We start from the raw sequence: 15,671 nt of genomic DNA, 5'->3' as shown, positions 1-15,671 counted from the left end.
GCGTTAATCAAAATTTATTCTCACCGTTGCCGTGGCTTCAAATCGCCCGGTTTCTGGTGGTACACCTGTCGTGCTGACTGGATAGACATTCATTCGCGCGATACTGTCTGCATCATCAGGAATAGAGAGCGGTAATGTTCCACCAGCAGGGGAAATAATGTTGTTCTGGCTATCGGTCACCACCACGCCCACGCCAGGACGTGACGTCTTAATCGCCTGGGGATAGCTGGGGTCTGTGGTTGCCGTCAGACTCAGGTTGACATTAACTAATCCCGCGTTTCCCGTGTTACACCTGACTGGAATTGCAAGTTCTGCTGTTCTGGCCCCAAGAGGTTTATGCCCTACAACACGGAAATTGGCAGCGAAGACATCACCTAAATCAACTTCAATTGTCTCTCCGGCATTGACGGAACATGAGCCAAGTGAATTGATCGTACCAGACAGGTAATACACTAAAACCGGTGTACCTGTAGTCGTGCAGGAATCACCTGCGGGTATGTTGTAGCATTCATATAATCGCGCCAGCGCCATAGGAGGAATGACGACCGAGCCAACGAACGGCTGCAATATTTTCAGGGAAAAGCTACCGCTATTACCGCTTGCCCCCTGCCCACCTAAACGTTGACCGCCAGGGTCGCAAATATGCCATCGGGTATCCCCCCCTGTGCCCACGTTTTCGAAAGGAACCGCAGTAGGAGAACTGCCTTTAACCTGCAATAAAACTTTGGCGGCAAGATAGTCATTAATTTTGTACCAGTTGTCGCCTAAATAGACTAACGGTGAATCCGCGGCGAATGCCCATCGGCCACTTCTGACATTGTCTTTATCGCAATCACAGGAAACATAATAATCATTCGATTCGTTCCACTGATAAAATTTGTCTTTAACTACCCCTGCCGTATTTGCTTCTTCCTCCAGGGTTTTAACGCCAAAATTGACGCCAATATACGGATTCCCCTGAGTAGTATGACACTGCCCGCTATAAGCAGCGGTTTGAGCGCACCATAGCATTAAGACGGCGGCAAAAAATAGTCGTAGTAATGACACGCATTTTTCTCCAAAGATTATCTGCATATGGCATCCATTCGCGTAATCGCAGAGTTAATTTGTTGTTCGGTAAGCTCGTAATTGATATGACAAATTTGATCGGGAGCTTCGCCCCAGCGCACGCTTATTGTTCCCTTCGCCGGTAAACCCGCCATATAGAGCGAGCCATCATCATCAATTATGCCGCTATTAGCCTGTACGCCGTCCAGCGTCGCTATCGCGCCAAAACGCAGCGGTATACCCTGCTTTGATGTTTTCATTAATACCCTTGCACCCGCATGGGCATTGAACTCCGCCAGAACCAACGCCCCTTTGGTGGGAACCACGTTGACTACTGCATTTTCAAGATCCACGTTACGTTTTAACGACGCCGCATCAAGTGCGATTCGATTTTCCCGATAAGAAGTGGCATAAGGAACAACGGTATATCCGCGCCAGTCAGTTTTCAGCCCGGTGCTGTTCGCCACACGAGTATTCTCTGCGCCTGGTGCTGCAATCAGAACGTTAGTTTCCCCCAGCGATTGCCCCAGGGTAATGCCCTGTGAATGGGCAACTAAACTGCCTGAAAGAGCGTAGTTCAGTTGTTGTTGACTGCCGTTATCGCTGTAGTTGTAGCCCACTCGGGCATCTGCAAACGCCCCTTTGTAGTCCATGCTGGCGCTACCATTAGCCGTTTTCCCCTCGCTGTTATATCCCTGTTGCACGCTGTAGCTCAGGTTACCGTCATCGAGTAGTGTCTCCGTTAAACCCAGGTTTTGTGTAATGTGCCCTTCGTTATCGATACTGGTGTTAGAGGTCATCCAGGCGTAATTTTTTTTCCTGGTATAGCTATCATTACTTCTGGGGAGCAACAGATTGAGCGGCAGGGAAAAATTTAGTGCAAACACCTGATCAGCATCAGGTTGACCACGGGACTTACTGTAGTTCCAGGACCCCCCCAGCGAGAGATCTTTAATTTGCGTGTTGTAGCCAAACTGTAATAGCCGATCCTGTTGATCGGTATGCCAGTAAGTTTGCTGGCTACCACTTAAATAAAACGAACCGTACTCGCCTAATTGCTGGGAGATATTGACCTGCAGTTTGCCACGTTTGGTGTAAAACAAATTGTAATAACGCGACCACATCGGCGTATCTTCATCATCACCGTCATTAAATTCGTAGCCATCCATATGTTTATACATGGTGTCGGAAAGGGTGTAGAAACCCGACGTCGAATAGCGATAGCCCATCAATTGAAAATTAGTGCCCAATTGGTTGAGCGTTTTGGCATACAGAAAACGATATGACTGACCTTTATGTTCGCTTTGGTCTGCCAGCGTACTCTTCGCCTGGGTCGCATCGAACGAAATTGCTCCGAAATCGCCAAGGTTAAATCCCAGACCAAACATGGCGGCACGGTAATATTCAGCATATTGTCCACCACCATACCATGTCGTTCCCCACGGTCCGCCCCACTGCAACGTGGCCTGGGCAAATTTGCTCTCCTGCTGTTCATTACTATTGGTTCTGTATTTCGCCAGTGTCACCGCGTATTTGATTCGCCCCTGACGCTGGAGTAATGGCACGCTGGAAAACGGTACGCTGTAGCTATTGACGCTGCCGTCCGCTTCTTTGATTTCAACTAACAAATCACCGCTCGACGACGTGGAATAGAGATCACTAATTTCAAAAGCACCAGGCGATACATAAGTTTGGTAAATGGTGTAACCATTTTGCTTAATCGTTATCTGGGCATTGCTTTTGGCGATACCACGCACCACAGGCGCAAACCCTTTCAGGCTGTCTGGCAGCATGTTGTCATCTGACGCCAGCTGCACACCACGAAAGCTGACACTATCGAAAAAATCGCCTGCAGTATAATCATCACCTACGGTCAGTTCGCCTTTTAGTGGAATAACCGCCCGCTGCAAATAGCTGATGAGATTCTTCCATTCTGCGGTTTGGCCACTACTGCGACTCCATGTTGAATTGTTGCGCAATCTCCATGGGCCTAAATTAACGCCACTGTTTAAATTCAGAAAATAACTGTCGCCAGAATCACTGTCTGCGCTGCTATGAATACTGTTAGCCCCGCTAAATGAATATCCCAGTAATAGCGCGTTGATCCCTTCATCCCAACGTTCAGGGGGGACATAACCACGAGCGTTACTTTTTATAGCAATTTGCGGTACTGAAATTTCCAGACGGAGTTTATTCACATTAAAAGTTACGCTGGCATCCGGAATAATCTCCGCCAATAGCGCACACGCTTGTTTGTCCAGTTGTTTAAAAGCCGGAAACGCATCAGTATTCACACCCATTGCATCCAGGCTTTCAGTCGTCAAACAGGCGGCAATCCCCTTCTCTGGCGTTAACTCAACAAAATTGACGTTGCGCGTATCTACAATTGTCTGATTCAGAACAATATCGACACGATAAACCCCTGGCGTTATTTTTTGTCCTTTTTCGAAACGAGACAAATCGGCCACCATTGAGGGATCATCTTTGAAAAAGGCAGGATCGAACCAGGTTTCAGCTTGTGCATTGAACGCTGCCGACACAAACACCACCAGCCCACCAATAAACGATGGCACTCCACCAGAGCTTAACAGGCTGTGTTGTCGGTGAGTTCTATACATCTCGCTCTCTTAACTGAAGACGAATTACGATTTACAGTTGAGTTGCGGCGTTTCCGCCCCGTAGTCATTGATGGTTCGATACGTTACGCTGCTATTTTTGGCACCCTTTGGCAGAGAGAATTGGTATTTATCAAAGGGGGAAATCATTTGATTTTTAACTACCTTTCCACCTATTTTCAGGTCTGTCAGGGTAATGAAATAAGGTGTTGGGTTACTGACCGTAACCATGTCAGCTGACGAAGTGCAACGCAGTTTCGCCGGAGCCTCGGCTAAGGGATACGCTAAACCTTTTGGTCACCAGAAAAGTTTGATGACGCTTTGTGTGGCAATCTTCAGGGTATTTCCCTCTTCCCGCTTCGTTGTTGAAGGGACTGCCCGTACGCTAGTGAAGAAAAGGGTTTCTCTGTCTTTCGCCAACGGCGCTCCAATGTACATAATGCGTAACAGATTCTCATTTGCCGGATTCAGCACAAATAGCGGTGGTGTAATAATAAAGTCTGCTGATTTTTTATTATCTGGGGTCATCACCCATGACTGAATAAGATAAGGAACATCCGGACTGGTGTTACGTACACCCAGTGAAATTTGCTCTTCACCTTCTGAATAAACAAGACGTGTTGCTGCAAGTCCAATCCCGCCTTTACCTGCCGCCCATGCGGATGAGCAGCTGAGTAATATTGCCGTTAAACTTACGGTCACAATTCCCTTTGTTATGCAAGTTTTCATAAATAGTCACTCTTAAAAAATATGAATATCCCCTCCAGAACACTGGAGGGGTACTAATTAATAAAACAATTAATGAGTTCTATTAATAATAGTTAATATGGAAATTTGTTACCGCATTCACATTACCTGAGTCGCTTTCCCCGTAGCGATATAATCAACTTTAAAAGTCAACGTCTGATCTCCATCCTGCAACAAAATGTTCCCGGTTTCTGTGTCTGGCGTGATGGCCGTTGTACCATCATTCATATACATTTGCAGGGCCACGTTTGTAGCAGCATCAGATGAGGCCTGGTTAGCAAACGCTGTAATCTGAGTAGTATCCGCAGTGCCATTAAAGGTGAACGTTGCATTTTTTGTTACGGTAGTATCACAATCTTTTAATTCAATTGGCACATCAGTTTGCACGCCAGAAACCTGACCATTGGTTTGCAACTTCGTGGCACTAACATCTGGCAAAGTCACCACGGAATCTTTCGTCGCAGCTACCAGGGTACAAGCTGGAGCAATAACTTTACCATTAAATGTTACTGAGCCATCCGTGATAGCATTATCATCAGCAGCCATAACGCTGGACGTTACACATACCACAGTTATAAACGCCGTCAATACACTTTTTTTCATCGTTATCATCCTGATCTCTTCGTAAATATGATAATGCCTTTAAATGACATTAGACTTAATAATAACAATAATTGTCCGCCATTTAAATCAAGCATACTAAATCCAATAAGTGACAAATCTTTAATTTATAGATTTCATGAATATTTAAATATTAACTGAACGAGTAATTCATTGATTCAACATCTAATGACTATCCAACAAATAAATATGCGTGATATATAAAGCCCTTTCTTTAGTTTATTTTCAGAAAAAGATACACAAAATTTATATTTGGCATTTTCTTGTCTCTCCGACAGACTGACCGAATTGTTATCAATGTTAACAAAAAAAGAACAATTGGTTATAAGGAGAGAGTATGCGTGTCATCACCCTGGCGGGTAGTCCTCGCTTTCCTTCTCGCTCCAGCTCCTTGCTGGAATATGCGCGGGAAAAACTAAATGGCCTGGATGTAGAGGTTTATCACTGGAATCTGCAAAACTTCGCCCCGGAAGATCTGCTTTATGCTCGTTTCGATAGTCCGGCACTCAAGACCTTCACCGAACAGCTGCAACAGGCTGATGGACTGATAGTCGCTACACCTGTGTATAAAGCCGCCTATTCCGGCGCGCTGAAAACCCTGCTCGACCTGCTGCCAGAGCGCGCTTTGCAAGGCAAAGTGGTGCTACCGCTGGCGACGGGCGGTACCGTGGCCCATCTGCTGGCGGTCGATTATGCCCTTAAACCAGTTTTAAGCGCACTGAAAGCTCAGGAGATCCTGCACGGCGTGTTTGCCGATGACTCACAAGTAATTGATTACCATCACAGACCCCAGTTCACGCCAAATCTGCAAACCCGTCTTGATACCGCGCTAGAAACTTTCTGGCAGGCATTGCACCGCCGCGATGTTCAGGTTCCTGACCTTCTGTCTCTGCGAGGTAATGCCCATGCGTAACATCATTAAACTGGCGCTGGTGGGATTGCTTAGCGTCTCTACGATTGCGGTTGCTGCAGAATCCTCGCCTGAAGCGTTACGTATAGGCTATCAGAAAGGCAGTATTGGTATGGTACTGGCAAAAAGCCACCAGTTACTGGAAAAACGCTATCCGCAATCAAAAATCTCCTGGGTGGAGTTCCCCGCGGGTCCGCAAATGTTGGAAGCGTTAAACGTTGGCAGTATTGATCTCGGCAGTACCGGGGATATTCCGCCAATCTTTGCCCAGGCTGCCGGGGCTGATTTGGTATATGTGGGCGTCGAGCCACCGAAGCCCAAAGCCGAAGTGATTCTGGTGGCAGAAAACAGCCCGATCAAAACCGTAGCCGATCTTAAAGGTCACAAAGTTGCCTTTCAGAAAGGTTCCAGTTCACACAACCTTTTACTGCGTGCACTGCGTCAGGCCGGACTTAAGTTTACCGATATCCAACCCACTTACCTGACGCCCGCTGATGCCCGCGCCGCGTTCCAGCAAGGTAACGTTGACGCCTGGGCTATCTGGGATCCCTACTACTCTGCTGCATTATTACAGGGCGGCGTGCGGGTGCTGAAAGACGGCACCGATCTCAATCAAACTGGATCGTTTTATCTGGCAGCTCGTCCCTATGCAGAAAAAAACGGCGCTTTTATTCAGGGCGTACTGGCAACCTTTAGTGAGGCCGATGCGTTAACCCGCAGCCAGCGCGAGCAAAGCATCGCTTTACTGGCAAAAACGATGGGCTTACCGGCACCGGTGATTGCCTCTTACTTAGATCATCGCCCTCCTACCACCATCAAACCGGTTAACGCCGAGGTTGCCGCCTTACAGCAGCAAACGGCAGATCTGTTTTATGAAAATCGTCTGGTGCCGAAAAAAGTCGATATTCGCCAGCGCATCTGGCAGCCCACTCAACTGGAAGGAAAACAATTATGAGTCTGAATATGTTCTGGTTTTTACCGACCCACGGTGACGGGCATTATCTGGGAACGGAAGAAGGTTCACGCCCGGTTGATCACGGTTATCTGCAACAAATTGCGCAAGCGGCGGATCGTCTTGGCTATACCGGTGTGCTAATTCCAACGGGGCGCTCCTGCGAAGATGCGTGGCTGGTTGCCGCATCGATGATCCCGGTGACGCAGCGGCTGAAGTTTCTTGTCGCCCTGCGTCCCAGCGTAACCTCACCTACCGTTGCCGCCCGCCAGGCCGCCACGCTTGACCGTCTCTCAAATGGACGTGCGTTGTTTAACCTGGTCACAGGCAGCGATCCACAAGAGCTGGCAGGCGACGGAGTGTTCCTTGATCATAGCGAGCGCTACGAAGCCTCGGCGGAATTTACCCAGGTCTGGCGGCGTTTATTGCAGAGAGAAACCGTCGATTTCAACGGTAAACATATTCATGTGCGCGGAGCAAAACTGCTCTTCCCGGCGATTCAACAGCCGTATCCGCCACTTTACTTTGGCGGATCGTCAGATGTCGCCCAGGAGCTGGCGGCAGAACAGGTTGATCTCTACCTCACCTGGGGCGAACCGCCGGAACTGGTTAAAGAGAAAATCGAACAAGTGCGGGCGAAAGCTGCCGCGCATGGACGCAAAATTCGTTTCGGTATTCGTCTGCATGTGATTGTTCGTGAAACTAACGACGAAACGTGGCAGGCCGCCGAGCGGTTAATCTCGCATCTTGATGATGAAACTATCGCCAAAGCACAGGTCGCATTCGCCCGGACGGATTCCGTAGGGCAACAGCGAATGGCGGCGTTACATAACGGCAAGCGCGACAATCTGGAGATCAGCCCCAATTTATGGGCGGGCGTTGGCTTAGTGCGCGGCGGTGCCGGGACGGCGCTGGTGGGCGATGGTCCTACGGTCGCTGCGCGAATCAACGAATATGCCGCGCTTGGCATCGACAGTTTTGTGCTTTCGGGCTATCCGCATCTGGAAGAAGCGTATCGGGTTGGCGAGTTGCTGTTCCCGCTTCTGGATGTCGCCATCCCGGAAATTCCCCAGCCGCAGCCGCTGAATCCGCAAGGCGAAGCGGTGGCGAATGATTTTATCCCCCGTAAAGTCGCGCAAAGCTAAGGAAGAAATAATGGCAACGCCAGTGAAGAAGTGGTTATTGCGCGTTGCCCCCTGGTTTTTACCGGTGGGCATCGTGGCGGTGTGGCAACTGGCCTCCTCGGTTGGCTGGCTGTCGACGCGTATTTTGCCTTCACCGGAAGGAGTGGTGACGGCGTTCTGGACGCTCTCCGCCAGCGGCGAACTGTGGCAGCATCTGGCGATCAGCTCCTGGCGGGCGCTGATTGGCTTTTCAATTGGCGGATCGCTGGGGTTGATTTTGGGACTGATTAGCGGGCTATCTCGCTGGGGAGAACGGCTGCTGGATACCTCAATTCAGATGTTGCGCAACGTGCCGCATCTGGCGCTGATCCCGCTGGTGATTTTGTGGTTTGGCATTGATGAATCCGCAAAAATCTTTCTGGTGGCGCTCGGTACGCTATTCCCCATTTATATCAACACCTGGCATGGCATCCGTAATATCGATCGCGGGTTGGTGGAGATGGCGCGTAGCTATGGATTATCCGGCATACCGCTGTTTATCCATGTGATCCTGCCTGGTGCCCTGCCCTCAATTATGGTCGGCGTGCGTTTTGCGTTGGGCCTGATGTGGCTGACGCTGATTGTTGCCGAAACCATTTCTGCCAATTCAGGCATTGGTTATCTGGCGATGAATGCGCGGGAGTTTTTGCAAACGGACGTGGTGGTAGTCGCTATTATTCTTTACGCCCTGCTCGGCAAACTGGCTGACGTCAGCGCGCAGCTGTTAGAGCGCCTCTGGTTGCGCTGGAACCCGGCTTATCATTTGAAGGAGGCCACGGTATGAATACTGCTCGTCTGAACCAGGGCACGCCATTGTTGCTCAATGCAGTAAGCAAACATTACGCGGAAAATATCGTCCTGAACCAACTGGATTTACATATTCCGGCAGGTCAGTTTGTGGCGGTGGTGGGCCGCAGCGGTGGTGGCAAAAGTACCCTGCTGCGCCTGCTGGCAGGTCTGGAAACGCCAACCGCAGGCGATGTGTTAGCGGGCACCACACCGCTGGCTGAAATTCAGGAAGACACGCGAATGATGTTTCAGGATGCGCGTCTGCTACCGTGGAAATCGGTGATTGATAACGTTGGGTTAGGCCTTAAAGGCCAGTGGCGCGATGCCGCACGTCGAGCGTTGGCTGCGGTAGGACTGGAGAATCGCGCAGGGGAATGGCCTGCCGCACTTTCTGGCGGGCAGAAACAGCGAGTGGCGCTGGCAAGAGCGTTGATTCATCGACCGGGATTATTGTTGCTTGATGAACCGCTCGGGGCGCTGGACGCCTTAACGCGACTCGAGATGCAGGATTTGATTGTGTCACTTTGGCAGGAGCACGGCTTTACCGTACTGTTGGTGACGCATGATGTGAGCGAAGCGGTAGCGATGGCTGACCGGGTGCTGTTAATTGAAGAGGGAAAAATTGGTCTGGATTTGACAGTGGATATCCCCCGTCCGCGTCGATTAGGGTCGGTGCGATTAGCGGAGCTGGAAGCGGAGGTGTTGCAACGGGTGATGCAACGTGGTGAATCTGAAACTCGCCTGAGAAAACAGGGGTAAATTCCCCGAATGGCGGCGCTATTGCCGCCATTCGGTTATTTATCAAGCCAGTGCTTTAGTTATCTTCTCGTACAGATCGCCAGAGAGATTTTCCAGCCCTTTCAACTGTTCCAGCGCCGCGCGCATTTTCTCCTGACGTTTGGCATCGTAACGTTTCAGGCGAATCAGCGGTTCAATCAGACGTGAAGCCACCTGCGGGTTACGGCTGTTGAGGTCGGTAAGCATTTCCACCAGGAACAGGTAACCGCTGCCATCTTCGGCATGGAACGCTGCCGGATTGCTGCCCGCAAACGCGCCAATCAACGAACGAATACGGTTCGGGTTGCTCATGGTAAATGAGCGATGCTGCAACAGGCCGCGCACCGTCTCCAGCACATTCGCCGCCGGGCTGGTGGCTTGCAGGATAAACCATTTATCCATCACCAGACCGTTCTGATGCCACTTGTCGTCGTACTCCTGCATCAGCGCGTCACGGCAAGGCAGCTGTGCGGCAACCGCCGCAGAAAGCGCCGCCAGCGCATCAGTCATATTGTTTGCTTCGTGGAACTGCTTGCTCACCAGCACATCAGCCAGATGCGTTTCACCAAAAGCGAGGAAACGCAGGCAGGCATTACGCAGAGTGCGTTTTGCAATATCTTCATGCTCAACACGGTACTCGCTCTGGTAATTCGCGTTGTAAATAGCCAGTAGCTCATCCGCCAGTTCAGTCGCCAGAGTACGAGTGAGTGCTTCGCGTACTTCGGCAATAGCAATCGGGTCGATGATATCGAACAATTCAGCCATTTCATTGACAGAAGGCAGCGTCAGGATTTCTGCCGCCAGCGCTGGATCAATCTTCTCATCAAGCAGTACCGCGCGGAAAGCATCAGCCACATGCACCGGCAGAGACAGCGGCTGACCTTGCTGATGACGCGCGACGTTCAGCTTGATGTAGGTTGCCAGCAAACTTTGCGCCGCATCCCAGCGGGAGAAATCATTACGCGCATGACGCATCAGGAAGGTCAGTTGCTGATCGCTCCACTTATATTCCAGTTTCACTGGCGCAGAGAATTCGCACAGCAGCGCAGGCACCGGCTGGAAGTAGACATTATCAAAAACAAAGGTCTGTTCCGCCTGAGTGACGTTCAGCACGGAATTCACCGGATGACCGCCTTTCTGCAACGGGATCACTTTGCCTTCGTTATCATACAGTTCGATGGCAAACGGAATATGCAGCGGCTGTTTTTCTGCCTGATCCGGCGTAGCTGGCGTGCGCTGGCTGATGGTCAGGGTGTACTGCTCAGTTTCTGGATTGTAGTCGTCTTTGACGGTCACAATCGGTGTACCGGACTGGCTGTACCAACGGCGGAAATGGGAGAGATCGACATTCGACGCATCTTCCATCGCCTGCACAAAGTCGTCACAGGTCGCTGCACTACCATCATGACGCTCGAAATAAAGCTGCATCCCTTTCTGGAAGTTTTCTTCGCCAAGCAGGGTGTGGATCATGCGAATCACTTCCGCGCCCTTCTCGTAAACGGTCAGGGTGTAGAAGTTGTTCATCTCAATGACCATATCCGGGCGGATCGGGTGCGCCATCGGGCTGGCGTCTTCTGCAAACTGCAATCCGCGCATGGTGCGTACATTATTGATGCGGTTAACTGCGCGGGAACCAAGGTCAGAGCTGAACTCCTGATCGCGGAAGACGGTTAAACCTTCTTTCAGGCTGAGCTGGAACCAGTCGCGGCAGGTCACTCGGTTACCGGTCCAGTTATGGAAATATTCATGGCCGATAACGCGTTCAATATCGAGGTAATCTTTGTCGGTGGCGGTGTCGGTGCGGGCCAGCACATATTTGGAGTTAAAGATATTCAGACCCTTATTCTCCATTGCGCCCATATTGAAGAAATCCACCGCGACGATCATATAGATGTCGAGGTCATACTCCAGGCCAAAGCGTTCTTCATCCCATTTCATGGAGTTTTTCAGCGAGGTCATCGCCCACGGCGCGCGATCAAGGTTGCCGCGATCGACGTACAGCTCCAGTGCTACTTCGCGACCAGAACGCGTGGTAAAGGTATCGCGCAGTACATCAAAGTCGCCTGCCACCAGCGCAAACAGGTAGCACGGTTTCGGGAACGGGTCCTGCCACTGTACCCAATGGCGTCCGTTTTCCAGTTCGCCTTGCGCAACGCGGTTACCGTTGGAAAGCAGGAAGGGATATTTAATTTTATCGGCAATAATTTTGGTGGTAAAACGCGCCAGCACGTCCGGGCGGTCGAGATAATACGTAATATGGCGGAAACCTTCGGCTTCACACTGGGTGCAAAGCGCATCGCCTGACTGATAAAGCCCTTCCAGCGCCGTATTCGCCGCCGGGCTTATTTCATTAATGATCTTAAGCGTAAAACGCTCCGGCAAATTACTGATGACCAGTGCGCCCTCTTCTTCTTTCCAGGCGGTCCACGGCTCATCATTAATATGAACAGAAACCAGTTTGAGGTCTTCGCCGTTGAGACGAAGGGGAGCATCTGATGCACCATGACGGACAGCCTGGCTGACCGCGGTAACGACCGTCTTTTGCGCGTCGAGGTCAAAGGTCAAGTCAATATCAGTAATCTGGTAATCCGGCGCACGATAATCGTGACGGTATTTGGCTTGTGGCTGTTGAGTCATAAATAACCTTTAGCATCTTTTATAGAGTCTGGTGTTCAGTCTATTCCTGTTGCGTAAATCGCGCTATGCAGAATCTTCATCTTTTCAGGTACAAACGCCTTTATTGCTACATTTTTATAACATACACCGCGTAATGCCATCGACCAGAAAGGTGGCATATGGTGTGATCGGGGTTCAATAAATTGCGAAACAAGGTATACTCCAGCAGTTCCTGAAGATGTTTATTGTACTAAACGCTCCTGTACGAGGACGCTACTGCGCACCTATGACACAATTCGCTTCTCCTGTTCTGCACTCGTTGCTGGATACAGATGCTTATAAGTTGCATATGCAGCAAGCCGTGTTTCATCATTATTACGATGTGCATGTCGCGGCGGAGTTTCGTTGCCGAGGTGACGATCTGCTGGGTATTTATGCCGATGCTATTCGTGAACAGATTCAGGCGATGCAGCACCTGCGCCTGCAGGATGATGAATATCAGTGGCTTTCTGCCCTGCCTTTCTTTAAGGCCGACTATCTTAACTGGTTACGCGAGTTCCGCTTTAACCCGGAACAAGTCACCGTGTCCAACGATAATGGCAAGCTGGATATTCGTTTAAGCGGCCCGTGGCGTGAAGTCATCCTCTGGGAAGTTCCTTTGCTGGCGGTTATCAGTGAAATGGTACATCGCTATCGCTCACCGCAGGCCGACGTTGCGCAAGCCCTCGACACGCTGGAAAGCAAATTAGTCGACTTCTCGGCGTTAACCGCCGGTCTTGATATGTCGCGCTTCCATCTGATGGATTTTGGCACCCGTCGCCGTTTTTCTCGCGAAGTACAAGAAACCATCGTTAAGCGTCTGCAACAGGAATCCTGGTTTGTGGGCACCAGCAACTACGATCTGGCGCGTCGGCTTTCCCTCACGCCGATGGGAACACAGGCACACGAATGGTTCCAGGCACATCAGCAAATCAGCCCGGATCTAGCCAACAGCCAGCGAGCTGCACTTGCTGCCTGGCTGGAAGAGTATCCCGACCAACTTGGCATTGCATTAACCGACTGCATCACTATGGATGCTTTCCTGCGTGATTTCGGTGTCGAGTTCGCTAGTCGGTATCAAGGCCTGCGTCATGACTCTGGCGACCCGGTTGAATGGGGTGAAAAAGCCATTGCACATTATGAAAAGCTGGGAATTGATCCACAGAGTAAAACGCTGGTTTTCTCTGACAATCTGGATTTACGCAAAGCGGTTGAGCTATACCGCCACTTCTCTTCCCGCGTGCAATTAAGTTTTGGTATTGGGACTCGCCTGACCTGCGATATCCCCCAGGTAAAACCCCTGAATATTGTGATTAAGTTGGTAGAGTGTAACGGTAAACCGGTGGCGAAACTTTCTGACAGCCCTGGCAAAACTATCTGCCACGATAAAGCGTTTGTTCGGGCGCTGCGCAAAGCGTTCGACCTTCCGCATATTAAAAAAGCCAGTTAATATCATCAGGGAGCTAATCGGCTCCCTTTTTTTACCTTTAATTCCGAAATCTTTCGCTGCATTTGCGAATTCTGCTTGTCTGATTGCAGATGCCAGGTAACATAGGTATCCCCCCATTTACGGGTGGACAAGTGTTTATTTTTTCCGACTATTAACAGAGAGAATATTATGAGCGTTGTGCCTGTAGCCGACGTACTCCAGGGCCGCGTAGCCGTTGACAGCGAAGTCACCGTACGCGGATGGGTACGTACCCGCCGAGATTCAAAAGCTGGCATCTCCTTCCTCGCCGTTTATGACGGTTCCTGCTTTGATCCTGTACAGGCTGTCATCAATAATTCTCTGCCCAATTACAATGAAGACGTCCTGCGTCTGACCACCGGTTGCTCGGTCATTGTGACGGGTAAAGTCGTGGCGTCGCCGGGCCAGGGGCAACAATTTGAAATTCAGGCCAGCAAGGTTGAAGTTGCTGGTTGGGTTGAAGATCCAGACACTTACCCGATGGCGGCAAAACGCCACAGCATTGAGTATCTGCGTGAAGTCGCTCACCTGCGTCCGCGCACAAACCTGATTGGTGCCGTCGCGCGCGTTCGCCATACGCTGGCGCAGGCGCTGCATCGCTTCTTTAACGAGCAGGGATTCTTCTGGGTTTCAACGCCACTGATTACTGCGTCTGATACCGAAGGGGCTGGCGAAATGTTCCGCGTTTCTACGCTGGATCTGGAAAATCTGCCGCGTAACGATCAGGGCAAAGTGGATTTCGACAAAGACTTCTTTGGTAAAGAGTCTTTCCTGACCGTATCTGGCCAGTTGAACGGCGAAACCTACGCTTGCGCATTATCCAAAATTTATACCTTCGGCCCGACTTTCCGTGCTGAAAACTCCAACACCAGCCGTCACCTGGCGGAGTTCTGGATGCTGGAGCCGGAAGTGGCGTTTGCTAACCTGAACGATATCGCGGGTCTGGCTGAAGCCATGCTGAAATATGTCTTCAAAGCGGTTCTCGAAGAACGCGCAGACGACATGAAATTCTTCGCTGAACGCGTAGATAAAGATGCCGTTTCACGTCTGGAACGCTTCATTGAAGCCGATTTTGCGCAGGTGGATTACACCGACGCAGTGACCATTCTCGAAAACTGCGGCAGGAAGTTTGAAAACCCAGTTTACTGGGGCGTTGATCTCTCTTCTGAGCATGAGCGTTATCTGGCGGAAGAACACTTTAAAGCACCGGTAGTGGTTAAAAACTATCCGAAAGATATTAAAGCGTTCTATATGCGCCTTAACGAAGACGGTAAAACCGTTGCGGCTATGGACGTTCTGGCTCCGGGCATCGGTGAGATCATTGGTGGCTCCCAGCGTGAAGAGCGTCTGGACGTGCTGGACGAGCGTATGCTGGAAATGGGCCTGAACAAAGAAGATTACTGGTGGTATCGCGATCTGCGTCGCTACGGTACTGTTCCGCATTCCGGTTTCGGTCTTGGTTTTGAACGCCTGATTGCTTACGTAACTGGCGTGCAAAACGTGCGTGATGTGATTCCGTTCCCACGTACTCCGCGCAACGCCAGCTTCTGATTTTCTTCCTCAAAGAGCCAGCGCCTGCTGGCTCTTTTTTATCCTTTCTGTCAAGTTATCTGTTTGTTAAGTCAAGCAATCTATTTGCAACCCCGCCATAACGATCATCCTGTTACGGAATATTACATTGCAACATTTACGCACAAAAAATAACCTGGATTCTTATTGCGGATTAGTTTTTTCTTAGCTGATAGCACAATTTTCATACTATTTTTTGGCATTCTGGATGTCTGAACGAGGATTTAGTGCCAGGTCGATAAAGTTTCCATCAGAAACAAAATTTCCGTTTAGTTAATTTAAATATAAGGAAATCATATAAATAGATAAAAATTGCTGTAAATATCATCACGCTTCTATGGAAATATGACGGTGTTCA

General features: G+C 50.1%; 10 protein-coding genes and 2 pseudogenes. 7 read left to right on the top strand and 5 right to left on the bottom strand.

Annotation, left to right across the window (positions count from 1 at the left end; genetic code table 11):
* Nucleotides 1-3: 3 nt before the first annotated feature.
* The 4 genes and pseudogenes from RTW80_RS07585 to RTW80_RS07570 all read right to left on the bottom strand — a co-directional run bounded on the left by RTW80_RS07585 (nt 4) and on the right by RTW80_RS07570 (nt 5,012).
* On the bottom strand, nt 4-1,074 hold the full coding sequence (locus RTW80_RS07585; RefSeq protein ID WP_001165668.1) for a fimbrial protein: 1,071 nt from the start codon (nt 1,072-1,074) through the stop codon (nt 4-6).
* Nucleotides 1,065-3,665 (bottom strand): fimbrial biogenesis usher protein, encoded by a 2,601-nt coding sequence (locus RTW80_RS07580; RefSeq protein WP_044072802.1) that lies wholly within the window; start codon nt 3,663-3,665, stop codon nt 1,065-1,067. The genes RTW80_RS07585 and RTW80_RS07580 overlap by 10 nt, the downstream gene beginning before the upstream one ends.
* Nucleotides 3,666-3,689: 24 nt before the next feature.
* Nucleotides 3,690-4,391: pseudogene (locus RTW80_RS07575) on the bottom strand (molecular chaperone).
* Nucleotides 4,392-4,473: 82 nt separating this feature from the next.
* Nucleotides 4,474-5,012: pseudogene (locus tag RTW80_RS07570) on the bottom strand (fimbrial protein).
* Nucleotides 5,013-5,367: 355 nt separating this feature from the next.
* On the opposite strand from RTW80_RS07570, the gene ssuE reads away from it, so the two are divergent.
* From ssuE to ssuB, 5 genes are read left to right on the top strand one after another with little or no spacing between them, the layout of a single operon-like run.
* Nucleotides 5,368-5,943 carry an NADPH-dependent FMN reductase gene (ssuE, locus tag RTW80_RS07565; protein ID WP_001263933.1) on the top strand — a complete coding sequence of 192 codons (576 nt, stop codon included), beginning with the start codon at nt 5,368-5,370 and terminating at the stop codon, nt 5,941-5,943.
* Complete coding sequence (gene ssuA / locus RTW80_RS07560; RefSeq protein WP_001244342.1) at nt 5,936-6,895, top strand: aliphatic sulfonate ABC transporter substrate-binding protein SsuA; 960 nt, start codon at nt 5,936-5,938, stop codon at nt 6,893-6,895. Before ssuE ends, ssuA begins: the two co-directional genes overlap by 8 nt.
* Nucleotides 6,892-8,037, top strand: coding sequence for an FMNH2-dependent alkanesulfonate monooxygenase (ssuD, locus tag RTW80_RS07555; protein ID WP_063119279.1), 1,146 nt, complete (start codon nt 6,892-6,894; stop codon nt 8,035-8,037). The genes ssuA and ssuD overlap by 4 nt, the downstream gene beginning before the upstream one ends.
* Nucleotides 8,038-8,047: 10 nt before the next feature.
* On the top strand, nt 8,048-8,839 hold the full coding sequence (gene ssuC / locus RTW80_RS07550; protein ID WP_000235203.1) for an aliphatic sulfonate ABC transporter permease SsuC: 792 nt from the start codon (nt 8,048-8,050) through the stop codon (nt 8,837-8,839).
* The gene (gene ssuB, locus RTW80_RS07545) at nt 8,836-9,603 is read left to right on the top strand and encodes an aliphatic sulfonates ABC transporter ATP-binding protein (RefSeq protein ID WP_001090506.1); all 768 of its coding nucleotides are present in this window, start codon (nt 8,836-8,838) and stop codon (nt 9,601-9,603) included. The genes ssuC and ssuB overlap by 4 nt, the downstream gene beginning before the upstream one ends.
* Before the next feature lie 42 nt (nt 9,604-9,645).
* Here ssuB and pepN read toward each other — a convergent pair whose 3' ends face one another.
* Nucleotides 9,646-12,258 carry an aminopeptidase N gene (pepN, locus tag RTW80_RS07540; RefSeq protein WP_000193841.1) on the bottom strand — a complete coding sequence of 871 codons (2,613 nt, stop codon included), beginning with the start codon at nt 12,256-12,258 and terminating at the stop codon, nt 9,646-9,648.
* A gap of 265 nt (nt 12,259-12,523) precedes the next feature.
* Here pepN and pncB point away from each other — a divergent pair, with 265 nt between their 5' ends.
* The gene (gene pncB, locus RTW80_RS07535; protein ID WP_001297200.1) at nt 12,524-13,726 is read left to right on the top strand and encodes a nicotinate phosphoribosyltransferase; all 1,203 of its coding nucleotides are present in this window, start codon (nt 12,524-12,526) and stop codon (nt 13,724-13,726) included.
* 168 nt (nt 13,727-13,894) lie between these two features.
* On the top strand, nt 13,895-15,295 hold the full coding sequence (asnS, locus tag RTW80_RS07530) for an asparagine--tRNA ligase (protein ID WP_000117881.1): 1,401 nt from the start codon (nt 13,895-13,897) through the stop codon (nt 15,293-15,295).
* Nucleotides 15,296-15,671 lie beyond the last annotated feature (376 nt).

Origin of the sequence: Escherichia sp. AM3, assembly GCF_032029835.1 — a bacterium.
In the GTDB taxonomy this organism is placed as follows: Bacteria; Pseudomonadota; Gammaproteobacteria; order Enterobacterales; family Enterobacteriaceae; genus Escherichia; species Escherichia coli.
Note: the sequence above shows the minus strand (reverse complement) of the source record. Positions and strands in the feature narration are given on the sequence as shown.